The organism is Verrucosispora sp. WMMD1129 (genome assembly GCF_029581255.1).
Lineage (GTDB): Bacteria > Actinomycetota > Actinomycetes > Mycobacteriales > Micromonosporaceae > Micromonospora > Micromonospora sediminimaris.
Genome location: NZ_CP120741.1, coordinates 884,339 through 905,242, shown reverse-complemented (window position 1 = coordinate 905,242; position 20,904 = coordinate 884,339). Strand labels below are relative to the sequence as shown.

Annotated in this window: 15 protein-coding genes and 1 riboswitch; of the genes, 11 read left to right on the top strand and 4 right to left on the bottom strand. The window is 70.2% G+C overall.

Translation table 11 applies throughout. From position 1 onward, the window contains the following. Positions 1 to 33: 33 nt before the first annotated feature. Together O7624_RS04135 and O7624_RS04130 are read left to right on the top strand one after the other, a co-directional pair. A complete protein-coding gene (locus tag O7624_RS04135; RefSeq protein WP_093402533.1) occupies positions 34 to 327 on the top strand; it encodes a WXG100 family type VII secretion target in 294 nt (97 codons plus the stop codon). Positions 328 to 409: 82 nt separating this feature from the next. Beyond that, the gene (locus tag O7624_RS04130) at positions 410 to 4,762 is read left to right on the top strand and encodes an FtsK/SpoIIIE domain-containing protein (protein WP_282238999.1); all 4,353 of its coding nucleotides are present in this window, start codon (positions 410 to 412) and stop codon (positions 4,760 to 4,762) included. A 62-nt stretch (positions 4,763 to 4,824) separates the two neighbouring features. Here the strand turns inward: O7624_RS04130 and O7624_RS04125 are convergent, their stop codons facing one another. Together O7624_RS04125 and O7624_RS04120 are read right to left on the bottom strand one after the other, a co-directional pair. Next, the gene (locus O7624_RS04125) at positions 4,825 to 5,427 is read right to left on the bottom strand and encodes a hypothetical protein (RefSeq protein ID WP_282238998.1); all 603 of its coding nucleotides are present in this window, start codon (positions 5,425 to 5,427) and stop codon (positions 4,825 to 4,827) included. After that, the gene (locus O7624_RS04120; RefSeq protein ID WP_282238997.1) at positions 5,424 to 5,711 is read right to left on the bottom strand and encodes a hypothetical protein; all 288 of its coding nucleotides are present in this window, start codon (positions 5,709 to 5,711) and stop codon (positions 5,424 to 5,426) included. Before O7624_RS04120 ends, O7624_RS04125 begins: the two co-directional genes overlap by 4 nt. A gap of 128 nt (positions 5,712 to 5,839) precedes the next feature. Here O7624_RS04120 and O7624_RS04115 point away from each other — a divergent pair, with 128 nt between their 5' ends. The 3 genes from O7624_RS04115 to O7624_RS04105 are packed head-to-tail and all read left to right on the top strand — an operon-like array spanning position 5,840 to position 9,535. Then, the gene (locus O7624_RS04115; protein ID WP_282238996.1) at positions 5,840 to 6,850 is read left to right on the top strand and encodes a hypothetical protein; all 1,011 of its coding nucleotides are present in this window, start codon (positions 5,840 to 5,842) and stop codon (positions 6,848 to 6,850) included. Further along, positions 6,847 to 8,121 carry a hypothetical protein gene (locus O7624_RS04110; protein ID WP_282238995.1) on the top strand — a complete coding sequence of 425 codons (1,275 nt, stop codon included), beginning with the start codon at positions 6,847 to 6,849 and terminating at the stop codon, positions 8,119 to 8,121. The genes O7624_RS04115 and O7624_RS04110 overlap by 4 nt, the downstream gene beginning before the upstream one ends. 55 nt (positions 8,122 to 8,176) lie before the next feature. Next, positions 8,177 to 9,535, top strand: a complete 1,359-nt coding sequence (locus O7624_RS04105) for a ferredoxin reductase family protein (RefSeq protein ID WP_282238994.1) — start codon at positions 8,177 to 8,179, stop codon at positions 9,533 to 9,535. A gap of 3 nt (positions 9,536 to 9,538) precedes the next feature. Here O7624_RS04105 and O7624_RS04100 read toward each other — a convergent pair whose 3' ends face one another. Beyond that, positions 9,539 to 12,571: an AAA family ATPase gene (locus tag O7624_RS04100; RefSeq protein ID WP_282238993.1), complete on the bottom strand. Its 3,033-nt coding sequence runs from the start codon at positions 12,569 to 12,571 to the stop codon at positions 9,539 to 9,541. A gap of 86 nt (positions 12,572 to 12,657) precedes the next feature. Here O7624_RS04100 and O7624_RS04095 point away from each other — a divergent pair, with 86 nt between their 5' ends. Together O7624_RS04095 and O7624_RS04090 are read left to right on the top strand one after the other, a co-directional pair. After that, positions 12,658 to 13,917, top strand: a complete 1,260-nt coding sequence (locus O7624_RS04095) for an MFS transporter (protein ID WP_282238992.1) — start codon at positions 12,658 to 12,660, stop codon at positions 13,915 to 13,917. Between the two features lie 186 nt (positions 13,918 to 14,103). Beyond that, positions 14,104 to 14,838, top strand: a complete 735-nt coding sequence (locus tag O7624_RS04090; protein WP_282238991.1) for an alpha/beta hydrolase — start codon at positions 14,104 to 14,106, stop codon at positions 14,836 to 14,838. 91 nt (positions 14,839 to 14,929) lie between these two features. Here O7624_RS04090 and O7624_RS04085 read toward each other — a convergent pair whose 3' ends face one another. Further along, a complete protein-coding gene (locus O7624_RS04085) occupies positions 14,930 to 15,538 on the bottom strand; it encodes a TetR/AcrR family transcriptional regulator (RefSeq protein ID WP_282238990.1) in 609 nt (202 codons plus the stop codon). 259 nt (positions 15,539 to 15,797) lie between these two features. Here O7624_RS04085 and O7624_RS04080 point away from each other — a divergent pair, with 259 nt between their 5' ends. From O7624_RS04080 to metE, 4 genes are all read left to right on the top strand, one after another. Next, positions 15,798 to 16,358: a hypothetical protein gene (locus tag O7624_RS04080; RefSeq protein WP_093402541.1), complete on the top strand. Its 561-nt coding sequence runs from the start codon at positions 15,798 to 15,800 to the stop codon at positions 16,356 to 16,358. 1 nt (position 16,359) lies between these two features. Continuing rightward, positions 16,360 to 17,781, top strand: coding sequence for an NAD(P)/FAD-dependent oxidoreductase (locus O7624_RS04075; RefSeq protein WP_093402542.1), 1,422 nt, complete (start codon positions 16,360 to 16,362; stop codon positions 17,779 to 17,781). Positions 17,782 to 17,893: 112 nt separating this feature from the next. Next, positions 17,894 to 18,199 (top strand): EthD family reductase, encoded by a 306-nt coding sequence (locus tag O7624_RS04070; RefSeq protein WP_282238989.1) that lies wholly within the window; start codon positions 17,894 to 17,896, stop codon positions 18,197 to 18,199. A 122-nt stretch (positions 18,200 to 18,321) separates the two neighbouring features. Beyond that, a riboswitch (cobalamin riboswitch) is annotated at positions 18,322 to 18,533 on the top strand. Between the two features lie 112 nt (positions 18,534 to 18,645). Continuing rightward, positions 18,646 to 20,883 carry a 5-methyltetrahydropteroyltriglutamate--homocysteine S-methyltransferase gene (metE, locus tag O7624_RS04065; protein ID WP_282238988.1) on the top strand — a complete coding sequence of 746 codons (2,238 nt, stop codon included), beginning with the start codon at positions 18,646 to 18,648 and terminating at the stop codon, positions 20,881 to 20,883. The last annotated feature ends 21 nt before the right edge of the window (positions 20,884 to 20,904 follow it).

The window sequence follows — 20,904 nt, the reverse complement described above, 5'->3', positions numbered from 1 at the left end:
CGGTGGCTGTTCAAGAGATCAAGGAGTGTCACCATGCCCGATTTCGCGGTCAACAGTGAAGAGACCGCCCAGACCTCGGCGGCGCTGCTGAACGACTTCTCCCAGCTACAGGACAAGCTGGTCGAGGTACGCGGAAAGGTGCAGAACCTGCTCGCGCAGGGCTACCGCACCCCGGCCGCCCAGCAGAAGTTCCAGCCGTTCTTCGACGAGTTCGCCAAGGGATTCGACCAGGTGAACCAGGGCCTACAGGGCATCGGCAACTACGTCCGTTCGGTCGGTGAGGCATTCGCCTCCACCGACCAGGACCTCGGCTCGCGTCTCGGCTGACCGCCGTTTCAAACGAATCGGACACGCCCGGCGTGCGCAAGCGCTGGGCGTGTCCGCTTGAGAGGAAAGGAGGAGGGTCGAGATGCGGCTCAACGTCAGTCTGGTCTCCGACGCCTCACCTGCGGCGGAGCCGCTGGTCGTAGAGGCGGAGCCGGGGACCTCGGTGGGGACGTTCGCCGCGGAGCTGGCCGACGCCGTCGGCGGCCGTCCCGGCACGCTGTTCCACGGTGCCCAACCCCTGGACCCGGGACTCTCGCTTGCCGCAGCGCGGCTGGGCGCCGGTGCCGAGTTGGGCCTGAATCGTCCGGCCCGGCCAACGGCCGGTCGGGCGGGTGCGGTGGAGGTGCGCCTGGTGGGCGGCCCGGGAGCCGGTGGGATCGTGCTCCTTCCCCCCGGGGAGTACGAGGTGGGCAGCGCGCCCACGTGCCGGGTACGCCTTGCCGGTGATGTGCCGCCGGTCGCCGCTCGGCTGCTGGTCACCGTGGACCGTACGGTGGCGGTGACCGCGGTAACGGCTGTCGAGTTGGATGGCGTTGCCCTGGACGGCACCGCCGAGTGGCCGGCTGGCCGTCAACTGGCGGTCGGCGGCGTCCTGCTGGAACTGGCCACCGGCGTGCCGGTACGCGCCCCGCTGACCCGTACGGCGGACGGCTTCACCTGGGAGTTCAACCGTCCGCCGCGGTTCTTCCCGAAGATCATGGGCGGACAGTTCCGGCTGCCCGCCGCACCGACCGAATCCGACAAGAGCCCGATCGGCCTGGTGACGTTGCTGCTGGCCCCGGCGATCGGCGCGCTGGTGGGCATTCTCGCGACGGGCAACTGGCGGTTCATCTTCCTCGCGCTGGTCTCTCCGCTCGCTGCGCTGCTGACCCAGTTCGGTGCCAAGCGGCGCGGTAGGCAGAGCCACGCCGAGCGGATGCAGGAGTACGAGGAGAAACTTCTCCGGGTCCGTGCCGACATCGACGAGGCGGTGCTGGAGGAGCAGCGGGCCCGCCGGTACGCCTACCCGGACCCGGCGTTGACCGGCCGGATCGCGACCCTGCCGGGTGAACGACTGTGGGAGCGGCGCTGGCGTGACGACGATTTCCTCGCCCTGCGGGTCGGTACCTGTTCGATGCCGTCGGGGGTGCGGGTGGAGGATCCGGCGCTGGACGAGCACCGCCGAATCACCGCGCCCGAGCTGGGCCAGGTGCCGGTGGCCGTGGACGTTCGCGACAGCGGTGTGGTCGGGGTGGCCGGGGACCGCCTGGCCCGGCTGGCTCCCTGGCTGGTGGCGCAGGCGGCCGTGCTGCACAGCCCCGACGATCTGCGTATCTGTGTGCTCACCGACGCCGCCGGTGAGCAGCGCTGGTCGTGGCTGCGCTGGCTTCCCCATACCCGGGCCGACGGCGAAGAGGCGTACGTCCGGATCGGCACCAGCGCCGAGTCGGTGTCGCGGCGCATCGCCGAGCTCAACCGGGTGATCGCGGCGCGGTCGGCCGGTGACCAGGCGAGCGGGCCGGAACGGGGCGGTGCAGCCGGCGATCCGGACATCCTGGTGGTGTTCGACGGTGCGCGGCGGTTGCGGTCGATGCCCGGCGCGGTCCCGCTGTTGCGGGACGGTCCCGCGGTCGGCGTCTACGTGATGTGCCTGGAGCCGGAGGAACGGCTGCTGCCCGAGGAGTGCCGGGCGGTGGTGGTGTCCGGCGCGGACGGCGCGTCGCTGCGGACCGCCAAGACGGCGCTGGTCGCCGGCATCCGCGCCGACGAACCGGACGCCGGATGGTACGAGCGGGCGGCCCGGCGGATGGCGCCGTTGGGGGTGTCCGGCGACGGCGACGAGGCGGTGCTGCCGCCGTCGGCACGGCTGCTCGACGTCCTCGACCTGGAGCCGCCGACGCCGGACAGGATCGCGGCGGGTTGGGCGGTCCGGCCGGCCAGCACCGAGGCGGTGCTCGGCGTCGGGTTGGACGGCCGGTTCGCGATCGACCTGGTACGCGACGGCCCGCACGCCCTGATCGCGGGGACCACCGGAGCCGGCAAGTCGGAGTTGTTGCAGACCCTGGTGGCCACGCTGGCGGTGGCGAACCGGCCGGACGAGATGACCTTCGTGCTGGTCGACTACAAGGGCGGTAGTGCCTTCGCCGAGTGTGAACAGCTGCCGCACACCGTCGGCATGGTGACCGACCTGGACACCCACCTGGTCGAGCGGGCGCTCACCTCGCTCGGCGCGGAATTGCGCCGTCGCGAGCACGTGCTGGCCGCGGCCGGCGCCTCCGACATCATCCGCTACCAGGAACGCCGAGCCCGGGACGCGAGCATGCCCGCGATGCCGCGGTTGGTGCTGGTGATCGACGAGTTCGCGTCGATGGTGCGCGAGCTGCCGGACTTCGTCACCGGGCTGGTCAACATCGCGCAGCGCGGCAGATCTCTGGGGATTCACCTGGTCCTGGCCACCCAGCGGCCGTCCGGAGCGGTGACCCCGGACATCCGGGCGAACACGAACCTGCGGATCGCCCTGCGCACCACCGACCAGGGCGAGAGCCGGGACATCATCGACGCACCCGACGCGGGTGAACTGTCGCCGCGCACGCCTGGTCGGGCGTACGCCCGGCTGGGGTACGCCGCGCTGCTGCCGTTCCAGGCTGGCCGCATCGGCGGCAGACGACCGGTGCTGGGGGACCGGGCCGACGAGGTGCGCGTCGAGGTCACCCACGTGAACTGGTCACGGCTGGGCGACCCGGTTCCGGCCCGCCGCTCGTCGACTGCCACGTCTGGTGGCCCGGCCGACACCGACCTGCGGGAACTCGTCGCGGCTGTCGTCGCGGCGACCGACAGGCTCGGGGTGCCGCGGCAGCCGAGCCCGTGGCTGCCGGCGCTCACCGAGGTGGCACAGTGGGCGGATCTCCCTCAGCCGCCCCCGGCCACGATCCCGGGCGACCTGGGCGCGGTCGCCTACGGCATCGTCGATCTGCCCGCTTCGCAGAGCCGCGAGCCGTTGCTGTTCGACACCGACCGTACCGGGCACGTGTTCTTCATCGGATCCGGCCGCAGCGGCCGTTCGCAGGCGCTGCGTACCCTGGCGGTCGCGCTGACCGCCCGGCACTCCAGCGCCGACCTGCACCTGTACGCCGTCGACTGCGGCAACGGTGCGCTGCTGCCGCTGGTCGGGTTGCCGCACTGCGGCGCGGTGGTGGACCGGCTACAGACCGAGCGCCTCGATCGCCTGCTGACCTGGTTGAACAGTGAGTTGACCAGACGGCAGGCCTGGTTCGGTGAACAGGGCGTCGCGGATCTGGCGGAGCAGCGGCGCAACGCCGCCGCCGATCGGCGACTGCCACACGTGGTGCTGCTCGTCGATCGTTTCGAGGTGTTCGAGCGGGACTTCGCGACGTACGACAACGGCAGCTATCTGGAACGGCTGACCCGGCTGCTGCGTGACGGTGCCGGCGTCGGTGTCCACGTCGTGCTGGCCGGCGACAAGGTGCTCGGTTCGGGCCGGTTCGCCGGCGCCACCGAGGAGAAGTTGGTGTTGCGCCTGAACGACCGCAGCGACTACTCCCTGCTGGGTCTCAACCTGCGCGACGTACCCCCGGAGCAGGCACCGGGCCGGGCGATCCGGCTGGCCGACCACGCGGAGGCGCAGATCGCGGTCCTCGGTCCGGACCTCAGTGGGCAGGGACAGGCAGCAGCACTGACCGACATCGCCAGACAGCTCACCGTGCGGGACGCCACGGTCCCGGGGACCGCCCGGCCGCGCCGGTTCGCGGCGTTGCCCGACCTGATCGGGTACGCCGAGGTGCGCCGGATGCTGTCGGAGCCGGGCCGCGCCCTGACGGCGATCGTCGGGGTCGGCGGCGACGAGGTAGTCCCGCTCGGCCCGGACCTCGCCGACATTCCGACCTTTGCGATCGGCGGGCCACCGCGTTCCGGCCGGAGCACCGCGCTGCTGTCGGTGGCGCGGACTCTGCTGGCCAACGGCACCGGGCTGCTCGTGGTGGCGCCGCGGCGCTCGCCACTGCGTGACCTGGCCGGGCAGCCCGGGGTGGCCGCGGTGGTGACCGACGCGGGCATCGCCGCGATGGACTTCCGGGACCTGCTCAAGAGCATTCCGGAGGACACCGGGACAGTGGTCATCGACGACGCCGAACTGCTCGCCCAGTCGGACGTCGACGGAGACCTCAACACCCTGGCCCGGGGTGCGGCAGGCAATGGGTGGGGCCTGGTGGTCGCGGGCAATGCCGAGGCGCTCAGTCTCGGCCTGGCCGGCTGGCTGACCCAGCTCAAACGCAACCGGGCTGGACTGTTGATCGCACCGCAGAGCATCACCGACGGGGAGCTGATCGGGATGCGGATCCCACGGGGGATCGTCGGGCAGGCCGCCCGGCCAGGGCGTGCCTACCTGCATCTGGGCGACGGGGTGCTGACGGCGGTGCAGGTGCCGAAGGCGGACTGAAAGCATGGGATCCGGTGACGCCGGCTCGGCGTCGCCGGATCCCGTGGTGCCCGGACGGCCGGTCAGGTGAAGCGCAGCGTGCCGGTGATCGCGTCGAAGACGTCGTACAGAGCGTCGGCGAGCGGCAGGTTCGGACTCATTCCGGTGACCACGAGGTACGAGCCGGGCTGTCCCGGCACGGGAATGATCGTGTGCATGGCGACCATCACCGCGGACGTGCTCTCGGTCAGCTCGACGACCTCGGTTCCGGTGATCCGGGCGACGGTGCCGATCGTGGGGAGGGTGGCCGAGGTGACGGTGCGATCCCCGTGGCCGTTGATTCCGGCGGGGCGAGTCAGTTGCTGGGCGATGTCGGCCACCGATGGTTGCGTACCGTCCGGGACGGTGATCCCGAAGGCCGCCACGAACGCCATCAGCAGCCCGCCGTCGTCGTCGCGAGCGATCATGCCGGCCGCGGCCGCGGCGCCCTGCTGACGAGCCGCCCGCAGCAGGCGGCGTGCCTGGCGCAGCGCGTCGTCGACCGCGCTGCGCTGTTCGGCGGTGGACACCGCAGCCCGTAGCTCGCGTTGTTGCCGGCTGAAGTCCTGCCCCGCCAGGTCGTAGTCGAGCCAACCCTCCGGCACCTCGAAGGTAAATGATCCAGAGGTCGGTACGGGGGCGCTCACCGGCCACCGCCGAGGCTGTCGCCACTGTGGTCATCGACGGCGGTGAAGGCGTTGAGAATCACGTCGATCGCCTCGACGATGTCGTCGCACTCGTTGCGCAGCTGCTTGCGGCCGGCGTCCCAACGGTCCTCGAAGTTCTCCGCCGCGTCCCGAACCGGAGGTCCGACGGTCCGGTTGAAGTCCGCCGAGCTGCGCTTGACGCTGATGGTCCGCAGCACCTGCCGCATCGCGTCGGCTGCCTGTTGAAGATCTTCGCCCGGGATGACGATGTCTGATCTGGCCATGAGCCCGTCACGTCGGACATCCCGCAACGGTTCGGCGAATGTGACCTGGAACACAAGCCTCGAACCGGATCGGTGGCCCGGTCGTGAAGACCGCACCTGTCGAGCCCGATCGAAACGGAGGTGTCATCGTGTCCCGCACCCCGGTCCGCGCTCTGGCCGCCCCACTTGCCGCGGCCCTGCTCCTGGCGGGCTGCGCCGGGAACGAAGCCGCCGATCCGGCGGCGGCGCCCGTTCTCGCCGGTGGTGAGATCAAGCTGGTGGACGCACCGGCGTCCAGCGCCGGCCTGACCGGCGACGGTCGCGGCGACAATGCCGTTGCAGCCAGCCCAGCATCTCCGGCGGCGGCCAGCACGACGCCTCCGGCGCCCGACCCGACGGCGCCCAGCCCGCAGGCCCCGGCCAAGTGGGTCCAACTCTCCACCAACAAGGCCACCATCGGGGAAACGGTGACGGACGTAACCGGGTTCACCCTCTACAGCTTCGCCCGGGACCCGGCCGAGCCGCCCGCCTCGGCCTGCACCGGCACGTGCGCCGAGAGCTGGCCACCGGTACTGATCCAGGCCGGGGGCCGGGTATTCGTCGACGGATTGCAGACGGACGACATCGGTGCGATCCGGCGGCCCGATGGTGGCGTGCAGGTCACCATCGCTGGCCGGCCGGCCTACCGGTTCGGCGGCGACACGGTGCCTGGCGACCTTAATGGACAGGGCGTCGACAACGTGTGGTTCGCGTTCGGGCCCGATGGAAAGGCCCTCGACGCACTGATCACCACGGCGGAGCTGAAGGCCGCGAAGCCGGATCGCACCAGCACGCTGACCGCGAAGGACGGCAAGGACGGCCCGATCGTCGTCGACGACGACGGCGCGACGATCTACCGCTTCGACGGGGACGACACCGACCCGCCGGCCAGCAACTGCACGGACGCGTGCGCCGCACTGTGGCAGCCCGTGGTCGCCAGGAACGGCGGCAGGGTCAAGCTCAAGGGCATCGACGGCGACCGGGTCTGGTGGCTGAGCCGCAAGGATGGGACCAAACAGGTGACGTTGGACGGATCGCCGCTCTACCGCAACGTCGCCGACAAGAGCACCGACACGATCATCACCAGCGCCGCCACCCAGGGCTGGACGGCGGCCCGATGATCCGCCGTGCCGTCCTGCTGCTGCTCGCGGCGCTCACCGCCGTCCTGGCCGCACCGGCGGCCGTCTCGGCCGCTCCCGACAAGGTGGTCAAGGTCGCCGTGGTGCGAAGCCCCGAACAGAACGGCGGGCGCACCGACTCCCTGGCACAGATCGCCCAGCGAACGCTCGGCGACCCGGCCCGCGCCGCCGAGATTCTCGACCTGAACCGGTCCCGCCCGCAGAGCGACGGCGGTGCCCTCACCGACTCCGGTGAGGTACGCCCTGGATGGGTTCTGCTGCTGCCGGCCGATGCGACGGGGCCTGACGTCCGGCTCGGCCGGATCGGCTCCACCGCGGCCGCCGACAGTACGCCGTTGCTCACCTGGAAGGTCGCCGCCGCGCTGCTCGGCGCGGTGATCCTGGCCCTGCTCAGCCTCCTGGTGATCTTCCGCCGCCGGCTCGTCGCCCGGCTTCGCCGACGTCGCCGCGCCTACGCCGACAACGCCCGCTGGCACCGCCAGATCCAGGAACGGATGCGTACGCGCGCGCAGTTGTCCGCCGAGTTCGCCGCCGACCAGAAACGTCCCGCGCTGGCCTGGCAGGCGTCCGCCGAACTGACCGCCGATCAGGTCGAGGCGTACGCTCTGCGCGTGGACATTCGGGCGGTGACCGCCTGGGTGACCGCCGACCACACCCCCCGACCGCCCTGGCTGGCCGAGGCCGATGGTGTGTGGACGCGCCCCGCCGACGCCGCCGGACGGCCCACCCGGGGTGACGCGGTCACGCCGTGCCTGGTGCGGGTCGGCGGAGACGACAACGGAACCCTGTTCGTGGATCTCACCTGGCTCGACGGCGTGCTGGCGATCGGCGGATCGGCCGGGGTCGCCATCGACGTCCTGGCCAACCTCATGGCCGACCTGAGCCGCTTCCGTCCGGATCTGCCGGTGCTGTCGGTGCCGGGACTCGGCGGCCAGCCACCCGGCCTGCCACAGTCCGCGCTACGCCTGGGATCCGTCACTGAGCTGCGGATAAACGACTCTGGGCCGGAGACCGACGACGGGATGGTGCGCCTCGCCGCCCGCCGTCGTTCGCTCACCGCCCTGGCGGTGATCGCCGAGACGCCCTCGGCCGACGAGGCGGCGCATCTGCTCGCCGCCTGCGGGCCCGGCACCGGGCAGGTCGCGATCGTGCTCGGCGATCTTCCGGGCGCACGCTGGCGCTGGCACGCTGAGGCGGACGGAAAGGTCCGCCTGCCGGAGATCGGTGTGACGGCGACCGCGCCGTCCCGCTAGGCCGTCGACGGAATCTCACGCCGGTCCGAACAGGACCGCTTCAGGAAGGCTCGCGATGTCCACGACCACATTCACCGCCGCCCCGGCAGCACCGGTGCGCCGCCTCGGCCAGGCCCGGGTCGCGTACCTGCTGCTCTGGGCCTTTCTCCTGGTCAACCTGGTGATCCTCCAGGCCATGTTCGCCCATCCGAGCCGGCCGGTGCCCAACACCCTGACCGGGATCGGCCGTTTCCTCGGCCTGCATCTGGGTTTCGTGATGGCACTGCAACTGCTGCTGATCGGCCGGGTGCCGTTCCTGGAACGGCGGATCGGCATGGACAAACTCACAAACTGGCACCGCTGGACCGGGTTCGCGATCTTCTGGCTGGTCGTGCTGCATCCGACCTTCGTGATGCTCGGCTACGCACAGCTCGACCGGATCTCGTTCTTCGCCGAGATTCCGAACCTGGCCAAGCAGATGCCGGTACTACTCGGCATGATCGCCGCAGTCCTGATCGGCGTCATGGCGTTCACCTCGGTACGGATGGCCCGCCGCCGCATGTCGTACGAGACCTGGCACGCCATCCACCTGGTGGTGTACGTGGTGATCGTGCTCTCGGTGATCCACCAGATCTACGAGGGCGCCTCGTTCGCCAACAGCGACGTCACCAAGGCGTACTGGTGGGGGTTGTGGGCCTTCGCGGTCGGTTCGTTGCTGACCAACCGCCTGTTCGTGCCGCTGGTGCGCAACGTCCGGCACCGGCTGCGGGTCGTCGCGGTGGTGCCGGAGACCGACAACGCCGTCTCCGTCTACATTGCCGGCAACCGCCTGGACCGGCTGCGCGCCCGTCCCGGCCAGTTCTTCTGGTGGCGCTTCCCTGGGCACAACTCCTGGTGGCAGGTCAACCCGTGGTCGCTGTCCGCGGCACCCGACGGCCGCACGCTGCGGCTGACCGCGAAGGCGATCGGCTCCACCAGCGCCGGGCTGCGGCAGTTGCCGGTGGGCACCCGGGTCTACGCCGAGGGACCGTACGGCGCCCTCACCACCGCCGGCCGTACCCGGGAGAACACCCTGCTGATCGCCGGCGGCATCGGCATCACCCCGATCCGGGCGCTGCTGGAGGACCCGGAGCTGACCGGAGACGTCGTGGTGCTCTACCGGGCCCGCACCCCCGCCGACGCGGTGCTGATCGGTGAGCTGCGCAATCTTGTACAGGCCCGGGGTGCCCGCCTGCATCTGCTGACCGGTCGCACCGCCGACGGCAGCCAGCCGTTCAGCCCGGAGAGCCTGCGCGGCCTGGTTCCCGACATCGCCGAACGGGACGTCTACCTGTGCGGTCCCGCGGCGATGGCCACCACCGTGCAGCGCAGCCTCCGCGCGCTGCGGGTCCCGGCCCGCCAGCGGCATGTCGAGGCGTTCCGGTTGGGGGTGTGAATCTCAGCGGAGACGATCGAGCAGTTGCCGGGCACGACGGTCGACAAATGCGAGACCGAAGCGCCTGGCGGCTGCTTGCGCGTCGGTGACGAGAGATCGCGCCCGGTCGGGTTCGGTCCCGGCGAGCAGATCGGCATAGGCGATCTGGGTTCGGGCGACGAGCAGCGGGGAGCGCAGCCGCCGGTTCACGGTCAGGGCGAGGTCGTAGGCGGCCGCCGCCTCCTCGCGGTGGCCGACGGTGGCCAGTGCGAGGCCGAGCCCGTAGGCGATCGAACCCTCGGTGGTCGCGCCGGTGCTGGCGACCCGGTCGCGCCAGCCGTCGAGCAGTGGCACGAGCCGGGAGGCGGGGATGGGAAGGACGAGCCGGTGGCAGACCTCGGCCCACAGCATCAGGGAGGTCGACCAGAACTGGGGTGCGCCGCCGGCGGAGACGTCGAGGGAGTCGGTGAGTGCCCGGGCGTCGGCTGCCCGGCCGAGCTCGCACCACACGTAGGCCATGCCCGCCCGGAAGACCTGCAGCGTCGGGTTCTGGTCGACGACCTGCCCCATGGCCTCGGCCACGTCTGCCAGTCGGTCCTGGGCCCGGCGGATCTGGAAGAGCTGGCCCGCGTAACCGAAGAACGCCTCGGGCTGGCCGGTTGCCACGCCGAGTTCGAGGGCGGCGTTCGCGGCGGCTTCGGCCTCCGCCAGGTCACCGTCCAGGAAATGATGCATCGACGACGTCTGCGCGTTGGTCCAGCGGACGAAGGGTTCCGGACTGCGCTGGGCGAACGCGTTGCGGATGTCCTTCTCCCGGTTCATCACCTCACGGTCGCCGCGCTCAAGCGCGATCTCGTGGTGGGACATCGAGAGGATGCCGCGCAACCGCGCGTCACCGGTTCGCTCCGCGGCCGTGATGCCCGCCTGCAACAACTGCTCACGACGATCAAGGGCGTCCAGCGTGCGCAGGGCGCTTTCGGTGAGCCGTACGACGTGCGCGAGGACGTGGTCGTCGCCGGCCTCGTGGGCGAGCGACACCGCACGGGCGGCGGCCTCTTCCAGGTCCTCGGCGGCGGTGGCATGGATCTCGATGGCGAGAATCGCGTGGAGCAGCGCACCGTCTGCCGGGTTGGGCTGCGCGGCGATCGCACGGCGCAGGATCTGGACCCGTTCGTCGTCTGTCGTCCCGAATCCGCTGACGTCGCCACGGTTGTTGGCGAGTGCGGCACGGACGAGAAGCTCGTCGTGGTGGAGTTCGATCGCGAGGCGACCGGCTTCGAGCAGCGTCTCACGGTGCGCGGGGTCACCGGATTGACGCTGCGCGGTGCCGAGACCGACGAGGCATTCACAGCGTCGCACCGTGGGACCGGCGGGCATCAGCTCAAGGGCGTGGCGATACCAGACGACCGCCTCGTCGGGTGCCACGTGAGTCAGCGCGTAGGCACCCGCCTGCTGCGAGTATTCCGCTGCCTTGGCGCGGTTCGTAGGTGCGACGGCATGGATCCAGTGGTGGGCGATCTCGGCCGCCTGCTCGCCCGCGTCATCGCCGACCCGACGCTCCATCGCCATCGCGACCGCCTGATGGATGAACGCCCGCGCGGTGGGTTTCAACTCCGCGTACAGCGTGTGGGCGACGATGGCGTGGGTGAACGCGAATCGCCCGACGGCGTCGGTGACGAGAGCGTTGTCGACCGCCGGCGCCAGCCGTTCGAACGTCTGCAGCGGAGCTTCGCCGAGCAGTTCGGAGAGCAGATCGAGCTCGAAGTCCCGGCCGAGCACCGACGCGGTGTCCAACGCTCGACGCGTTTCGGATCCGAGGCGCTGGACACGGCGGCCCACGACCTCTCGGACGCTTACCGGCAGGCCCCGGGTCAGCAGCCGGGTCGGAGTCGCCCAGCGGCCGTCCTGCTGGCGGCTGATCGCCCCGGTCTCGGCGAGATGACGCAGAATCTCGGTGACGAAGAACGGGTTGCCCTCGGTCTCGGCGCGCAGCAGATCCCGCAGCGTGAGCCCGTTGTGGTCCATCTCGTGGCCGGCGATCGTCTCCAGCAGGCCGAGCATTTCGCTGTTGTCGAGACCGTGCAGGGCCAGCCGGGTCGTCCCCGGCTCGCGATGGGTGGCGGCCAGCAACATGTTCAGCGGATGCGAGGCGTCGAAGTCGGAATCGCGGAAAGTGGCGATCACCAGGACCGGCGTCGTCAGAGCCCGCTCGGCGAGGTGCCGCAGCAGAGCGAGTGTCTGCATGTCCGCCCAGTGCAGATCGTCGAGCACGACGAGCACCGGTCCACTGCGTGTCGAGACGGCATCGAGTATGTCGAGGACCGAGTTGTAGAGCGCGAACCGGGCCGAATCCGATTCCAGGCTCACCGCGCTCGCGCCACCCAGCAGCGGTGCGAGCGCGTCGCGGCGGCTGTCGACGACATCGTGGGCGTCGCGGTCGAGATCCGTCAGCACCTCCCGCCAGGGCTGATAGGGAATCGACAACTCCTCGTCGCAACGCCCGTAAAGCACCACCGCCTCGTGCTGCACCGAGGTCGCGAACACCGAACACAGCGTCGTCTTGCCAATGCCCGCCTCTCCGCTCACCAGCACCATCCGACGCTGCCGCGAGGCGAGCACCTCCTTCCACGCGTCCGCGAGCGTCGCGCGTTCGTGCTGCCGGCCGGTGAAGCCGAGACCTGACGACATCGCCAACCGAGCGGGTAGGGCCCGGTCGTGTCCTGCCTCCGTACCGGCCGGTGTCTGCGTGACGGGCCCGATGAACTGGTAACCGCGGCGATAGACGGTACGGATCAGCCGGTGTTCCTTGCCGGCGTCGCCGATGGCCAGCCGGATGGCGCGGAGCACGGTGGTGACTGCGGCGTCGGTCACGAAGCGGTCGCCCCACACCGAGTCGAGGAGCTCTTCCTTGGAGACGACTCGGTCTCGATGCCGGATCAGGTGCAGCAGCACGTCGAAGGCCCTCGGCTCCAGCGGGACGCGCTTGCCCGTGAGCCGGAGTTCGTAGCGGGAGGTGTCAAGCTCGAACCCGTCGAAACGGTACGGAGCTCCTTCCACGGGCGGACGATACCACCCACGCCGGTCTGAGCCCGACGCGCGACTGATGGCATGATCCTTACTCCGCTCGACCGGTCGGAGACCTCGTGACTGACTTGCGCCGCCCCCCGCACGCACCGGCGTCACGGCCGCGTGTCGGCCGCCTGCTGATTCTGCTCTTTCCGGCCACGGCGGCCATGTACGCGCTTTTCAACGGCATCTCGGCGGTCATCCTCCCGGCGCAGGTCGAGGCGGTGGACCCGGCGTCGAAGGTCGGCAACCTCGCCTTGCTCAACACGCTTGCCGCCGTCGCGACGATGGTCGCGATTCCCGTCGGTGGTGCGCTGTCTGACCGCACGCGTTCCCGGTTCGGCCGCAGGACGCCGTGGATCGCCGGGGCCGCGGTGGTCTCGGCTGTCGCCTGCATCCTCATGGGCTTGGCCGACAGCCTGCCGGGGCTGATCGCGACCACAATGGTGTTGTGGTTCGCGGCGAACCTCTACTCCGGCGCGATCACCGCGATCCTGCCCGACCGGGTTCCCGATGACCGCCGTGGCCTGGCTGCGGGAGTCATCGGGATGGGCACCCCGGCCGGCGTCGTGCTGGGCGTTCAGATCGCCAGCCGGGTGAGCCAACTGACCGCCTATGCCGTCATCGCCGGGGTGCTGCTGGTCACCACCGTGCTGCTGTTGGTCGGGGCCCGGGAAGGGTCGGCGCGGGGCCTGCCGCTCCCTGTGCGTGAGCGCTGGCGTCTCGGGGAGCGGCTGCGTTCGTTCTTCGCCGCCTTCGCCGCCCGCGACTTCCGGTTGGCATTCGCCAGCCGGTTCATGCTCTTCGCGTCCTACTACGTGGTCAGCGGCTACCTCTTCTACACCTTGCAGGACTACATCGGCTCCGAGAACGTGCCCGGCGGCGATGTGGCCGCTGCGGTGACCACCATGCTGACACTGAGCATCCTGGTGTGGGTGGTCGTGGCTGGCCTCACGGGCTGGATCGCGGACAAGGTGGATCGTCGGAAGATGGTCGTCGGAGTGAGCGCCCTCGGCGTCGCCGCGTCGATGACCATTCCCCTGGCGATGCCCACCTGGACCGGAATGCTGATCTACGCTGCCTGTCTGGGCGCCTCGATCGGCACCTACTTCGCGGTCGACCTGGCAGTCATGTCCCTGGTCCTGCCCGATGCCGACAGCGAGGGCCGTGACCTGGGCATCCTGCAGGTGGCCACCGGCTTGCCCCAGCTGCTGGCCGGAGCGGTGGCCGGTGCGCTGATCACCTGGTTCGGCGGTTATCCGGCGCTGTTCGTCTTCGGATCCCTGTGCGCGGTGGCATCCGGGCTGCTGATGCTAGGTATCCGCAGCATCCGGTGAGCGCGGTGCGGCGCAGAAATGCGCGGCGGACCGTAGCGGCCCGCTGCTATTTTGCCGGAGGCCGTGCCAGAGACCGAGGAGGTGATACCCGTGAAAGTTTTCGACATGGGTGCTCTCCCCGCAGTCACGGTCGGGCGATAGGTCGTCCGGGAGCGCCGTCCACGAGCACTCCCGAAAGGCACGACCATGCGATTCACCTCTGCACGACACCTCGATGACGGCGTCGTCGAACGCGAGTTCACTCTCGGCGAGATCCCCGGCATCCTGTGGACATCCGCATCCGCGACGCCGCCGGTCCCGCTGGTGCTGCTCGGCCACCCGCCACTCGGGCTGGGCAGGATGTACCCACGTCTGGTGGCGCGGGCTCGGCGTACCGTGGCGGATGGGTTCGCCGCAGCCGCGATCGAGCTGCCCGGCAGCGGTGATCGGCCCCGCTGGGACGCGATCGAACAGGCCCGCGTCGACCTGCGCCGGGCGCTGGAGGCCGGCGAGCCGGTCAACGACGAGATCATCGATGCCCTCATCCTCCCGCTCGTCGACAAGGCGGTACCGGAATTTCAGGCCGCCCTGGATGCCTTCCTGTCGCTGCCCGAGATCGGCGGCCCGGTCGCGTACTCGGGGGGAGTGATCTCCGTCGGCATCCGGCTTGCGGCGGTGGAGCCGCGCATCGTGGCCGCCGGCTTCTTCGCCGGGAGTTTTGTGCCGCGCATCATGTTCGAGCAGGCCCGGAAGGTCACCATTCCGCTGCACGTGCTGTTGCAGTGGGACGACGAGGGGAACGACCGACAGGCGGCCCTCAAGCTGTTCGACGCCTTCGGCTCGAAGGAGAAGACGCTGCACGCCAACATGGGCGGACACACTGGTGTTCCCTGGTACGCAGGGGAAGGCGCGGCCGAGTTCTTCGCCCGGCATCTACGCTAGTGCGATTTCCAGGGAACGTTGGCGGTGTCGCGGCGAGGGCCAATCGGCGATCCAACGCCGCCGGTCGTCGTCTGGACCCGGTGCGGCCCGGTCAGCCGATGGATTCGGTCGACGGTCGATCGGCGCTCGGCTGAAGAAGGTCTTCGACGCCGTGCAGGAATGTCTCGGACACCAACGCGGGGTCGAAGAGGCATCCGGCTGCCATGGCGCCGTCGCGGAGCATGACGAAACGGCGTGCGGCCGGGTCCGCCGTTTCCGGGTGAACCTGCGCCATCAGCTTGCTGAGCGTGTCCAGGAACCATTGCCGGTGGGCGATTATCTCCTGGCGCACGGGGTGTTCCATGTCGGGATACTCCGCCGCGGCGTTCAGGAAGGCGCAGCCACGGAAGCCGGGGGACTGGATGTTCTGAGCTATGGAATCGGCAATGGCCAGGAGCGGGTCGACGGGTGATGAATCGTTGGCGATGGCCGCGTCGACCGTGCCGCGCTCCATCTCATGGACTTCGCGTAGGTAGGCGAGAATGAGGTCGTCTTTGCTCGGGAAGTGCCGGTAGAAGGTCGCCCGGGTCACCTTCGCCTCGGCGATGATCCGGTCGACACCGACGGAGTGGATGCCCTCCGAGTAGAAGATCCTGGTTGCCGTGGCGAGCAGCCGGAGGCGCGCCTCGGAGGGCCGATTGTCGGGTTTGCCACGTGTCATGCCCTCAACCTTAGCGAACAGAACGTTCGGTCTGAGGGAAGCGAGCGACCTCAGGGGCCAACAGCGCCACGTCGATGACGACGCGTGGCCCGATGCGGCGACGAAGGGGGCGGGCCTCCGGCGAGAGCCGTGGCGCGCGGTGGTCGCGCGATACCGAGGTGGCGGATAGAACGTTCGGTCTTGACGGTGCCGGCCGCCCCTGGCATGCTTATAGAGACAGAACGTTCGGTCTACCACCTCTCCGTTGAAAGGGTCACCCGTGACCACCATTGCTGCTTCGCCCGGTATCTCCGAGGCTGCCTCCGCGCTGCGGCGGCTGTACTTCATCCGCTTCGCGTTCGCCATCGTGTGGGCCGGGGTGACGATCGCCACCGCCAAGGAGATCGGTCCGCTCGCGGTGGCGCTGTTCGTGCTCTATCCGTTGTTCGACGTCGGTGCCGCCAGCTACGACCTTCGTTCGTCAAGGGCCACCGGCTCGCCGGCCCTGCTCTATGTGAACATCGCGGTGAGCCTCGTCGCGGCGGTAGGAGTGGGCGTCGCCGGGGCGTCCGGCGTTCCCGCGGTCCTGCGGGTCTGGGGTGCCTGGGCGATCGTCGCCGGTCTGGTCCAGTTGATCGTAGGTGTCACCCGTCGGCGGATGGGCGGCCAGTGGCCAATGATCATCAGCGGCGGCATCTCGGTGCTGGCTGGTGGCTCCTTCATCGTCGCAGCCGCCGCGGATCACCCGTCGCTGATCAACGCGGCTGGCTACGCCATTCCCGGCGCCGTCTTCTTCCTGATCGCGGCCGTCCGTCTCGGCCGTGCCGCGAAGGGAAACTGACATGACCTCACTTGAGTACGACGTCGTCGTGATCGGTGCCGGTCCGGTCGGGGAGAACGTTGCCGACCGGGTCGTGCGGGGCGGGCTGACCGCCGCCATCGTCGAGCGGGAACTGGTCGGTGGGGAGTGCTCGTACTGGGCGTGTATGCCCACCAAGGCGTTGCTGCGCAGCGCGTCCGCGTTGCGGGCGGCTCGCCAACTGCCGGGTGCTCGGGAGGCTGTGACGGGCAACCTGGATGCGGCTGCGGTGCTCGGCCGGCGCGACTCCTTCGCATCCCATTGGCGGGACGACGGGCAGGTTTCCTGGCTGGAGTCGGCCGGTATCGCCCTGCACCGTGGCCAGGGGCGGATCGCTTCCGCCCGCGTTGTCGAGGTGACCGGCGTGGACGGTGTCACGACCAGGCTGACCGCGCGGCATGCGGTGGTCGTCGCGACCGGCAGCAGCGCGCTGTTGCCGGACATTCCGGGTCTGCGCGCGGCGGCGCCGTGGTCCAGCCGCGAGGCTGCCTCGGCCGGGTCGGTTCCCCGTCGGCTCGCCATCATCGGTGGCGGCGTGGTGGCGACCGAGATGGCGACCGCCTTCGCCGCTCTGGGGTCGTCGGTGGAGGTGCTTGCCCGTGACGGTGTGCTGCCGTCGGCGGAGCCGTTCGCCAGCGAGTTGGTCACGGAGTCGTTGCGCGAGGCCGGTGTGTCGGTACGCCTCGGCGTGGAGGCCGCTTCCGTAAACCGCGACGACCGCGGAATCGTCCACATCGCAACTGTCGACGGCGAGCGGGTCGAGGCGGACGAGGTGCTGGTGGCGATCGGCCGGACGCCCAACACTCAGGACATCGGCCTCGACCGCGTGGGACTGGTGCCGGGTGCCTGGCTGGCGGTCGACGACACGCTGCGTGTGGTCGGCGGAGGCGGGTGGCTGTATGCCGCGGGTGATGTGAACCGGCGGGTGCTGCTGACCCATCAGGGCAAGTATCAGGCGCGCGCGGTGGGCGACGCGATCGTGGCCCGGGCGAAGGGGGAGAAGGTCGAGGACGGCAGGTGGGGGCGGCACGCCGCGACCGCCGATGAGCGTGCGGTGCCGCAGGTGGTGTTCAGCGACCCGGAGATCGCGTCGGTGGGGCTGACCGCGGCTGCGGCCGAGACGGCCGGACTGCGGATTCGGGTCGTGGACTACGACCTGGGAACCGTCGCCGGAGCCAGCCTGCAGGCCGACGGCTACAAGGGACATGCCCGCATGGTCGTCGACGAGGACCGAAAGGTGGTCGTCGGCTTCACCCTCGCCGGTCCGGACGTCGCGGAACTGATCCACGCTGCGACGATCGCCATCGTCGGAGAGGTCCCGCTGGACCGACTGTGGCACGCGGTGCCGGCGTACCCGACGGTCAGCGAGGTCTGGTTGCGACTGCTGGAGACGTACGGCCGCTGACGGGGAGCCGAGCGCTCCTCCGTAGCGGTACACGCCGGATCGAAGCGGCTCGGGTATCGCCAACGCGAGCCCGAGCCGTTGCCCCCAGAACGAACGACAAATGGAGGCTTCCATGTCCACCAAGATCACTTTCATCATCGACAACCCAGCGGACCCCGACGACTTCGAGCGTGCCTACTCGGACGTGCAGGCGACCGCGGCGAAGCTGCCGAAGCTGCGACGACTTGAGTCTGCGAAGGTGTGGCCGAAGGAGGACGGGACCGCTACCCCCGCCTACCGGACCCTCGACCTCTACTTCGACAGCTACGAAGACGCCTCCGACGCAGTCACGACGCCCGCTGCCGCTGACGTCCTCGGCACGCTCGTGGGGACGCAGGTCGCGTTCAAGGGGTTGTTCTCGGAGATTGAGCAGTCCTGACGAGCGGGCCGGGTGAGGCCATGCGGAGAGCTTCCAGACCGCACGGTCCAGTGCGTGGTGCGTGCGGTCGTCCCGTAGTCCCGTAGGTCGGGCACTACGGGCCCAGCCGGCGGCGTGGCCCGTACGATGGCGGTGGTGCTGGTTCGTCCCGTCCGGGTGGGTGGGGCGTCGTAAGAGGGAACCCGGTGTGAATCCGGGACTGCCCCGCAGCGGTGAGTGGGAACGACCGCCGTCAACAAAGCACTGGACCGTGAGGTCTGGGAAGCGACGGCCAGTAGGCGACCTGGTGTCATGCCCGCGAGTCCGAAGACCTGCCAGTGCTGCGCACGCCGCCGGTGTGCGCCGCCGGCGGCCGCTCGGGAGGGCCAGGGCGGAAGCCGGTACCCGAGGTGTACCCGTCTTCCCCTTCCGTGTCCGCCGGACACTTCGAGGGAAGGACCCCCTTGGTGAGTACCGCATTCGGGCAGAGCACCGTGCTCGGCTATCCACGCATCGGCGTCAACCGTGAGCTGAAGAAGGCTGTCGAGGCGTACTGGGCCGGCACCATCGACGCCGAGGCGCTGGCCAACACCGCTGCCGGTCTCCGAGCGCAGGTGTGGCGGACGCTGCGCGATGCCCGTCTCGACGCGATCCCGTCGAACACCTTCTCCTACTACGACCAGATGCTCGACACAGCCGTCGCTGTCGGCGCGGTCCCGAACCGGTTCGCCCGGCTGGGTCTGTCCGCGCTGGACACCTACTTCGCCATGGCCCGCGGCGTCGACGCCGAGCCGGCGCTGGAGCTGACGAAGTGGTTCGACACCAACTACCACTACCTGGTGCCGGAGATCGCCCCGGACACCGTCTTCACGGCCAACCCGGCGAAGGCGCTGGACGAGTACGCCGAGGCCCGCAACCTGGGTGTCACCACCCGACCGGTGTTCGTCGGCCCGGCCACGTTCCTGCTGCTGGCCAAGGGAGACGATCCGTTCGCCCGGCTCGACGACCTGGTCCGGACGTACGCCCGGATTCTCGCCACCCTGGCGGACGCGGGTGTCGGCTGGGTGCAGCTGGACGAACCCGCCTACGCCGCCGACCGCAGCCCCGCCGAGATCGATGCCCTCCGTCGCGCCTACACCCGACTCGGTGAACTCGCACACCGACCGCGGATCTTCGTGGCGACCTACTTCGGTGACCTTGGGGACGCGCTTCCGGCCCTGCTGGACACCCCGGTCGAAGCCGTCGGCGTGGACCTGGTCGCCGGACCGGGCAACCTGCACCGGCTCGCCGCCGCCGGCCCGCTGGGCGGCAAGACCATCGTCGCCGGCCTGGTCGACGGCCGCAACATCTGGCGTACCGACCTGCGGGCCGCCGTGACGGCCGGCGCGACGGTCGCCGGGCTCGCCGATCACGTCGCCGTCTCCTCGTCCTGCTCGCTGCTGCACGTGCCGGTCGACGTGTCCGCGGAGACGCACCTCGACCCCCGGTTGTCCGCGCGGTTGGCGTTCGCCCGGCAGAAGGTCGACGAGATCGTCGTGCTCGGCCGTGCGCTGCGCGACGGCACCACCGCGCTACCGGCGCCACTGCCGCCCACCCCGGCGGCCTGGCGTCACGACGACGTCCGCGGCCGCCTGGCCGCGCTGCGTCCCACCGACCGGCAGCGCGGTGAATACCGCAACCGGGCCGCCCGCCAGCAGGAACGACTGGGCCTGCCGGAGCTGCCGACCACCACGATCGGGTCGTTCCCGCAGACCGCCGAACTGCGCAGGGCCCGCGCCGCGCACCGGGCCGGCAGCCTTGACGACGCCGGCTACGTGGCGCGGATGCGCGCGGAGGTGGCGCAGGTCATCCGGTTGCAGGAACAGCTGGGTCTGGACGTGCTCGTGCACGGGGAACCGGAACGCAACGACATGGTGCAGTACTTCGGCGAGCAGCTCGACGGTTTCGCCGCCACGCAGCACGGCTGGGTGCAGTCGTACGGCTCCCGCTGCGTACGCCCACCGATCATCTACGGTGACGTGTCCCGCAAGGCACCGATGACCGTCGAGTGGTCCACCTACGCGCAGTCGCTCACCAGCAAACCGGTCAAGGGCATGCTCACCGGCCCGGTCACCATCCTGGCCTGGTCGTTCGTCCGTACCGACCAGCCCCTCGCGGACACCGCCGACCAGGTCGCGCTGGCGCTGCGCGACGAGTGCCGCGACCTGGAGTCCGCCGGCATCCGGGTCATCCAGGTCGACGAACCGGCACTACGCGAGACGCTGCCGCTGCGCAAGGCCAACCAGAAGGCGTACCTGGACTGGGCCGTCGGAGCGTTTCGGCTGACCACCGGCGGCGTCGCCGACGACACCCAGATCCACACCCACCTGTGCTACTCGGAGTTCGGCGAGGTGATCCACGCCATCGACGCCCTCGACGCCGACGTCACAAGCATCGAGGCATCGCGGTCCAACATGGAGGTGCTCGACGATCTGGCCGCGATCGGCTACGGCCGGGGTGTCGGACCCGGGGTGTGGGACATCCATTCCCCCCGGGTGCCGCCGCGCGACGAGGTGATCGAGGCACTGCGCCGGGCGGTCGCGGCCGTGCCGGCCCGCCGGTTGTGGGTCAATCCGGACTGCGGCCTCAAGACGCGCGGCTATCCGGAGGTCGAGGCGTCCCTGCGGCACCTGGTCGCCGCCGCCGCCGAGGTGCGCGGGGGCTGACCGCACCGGGCCGGGCGGTAC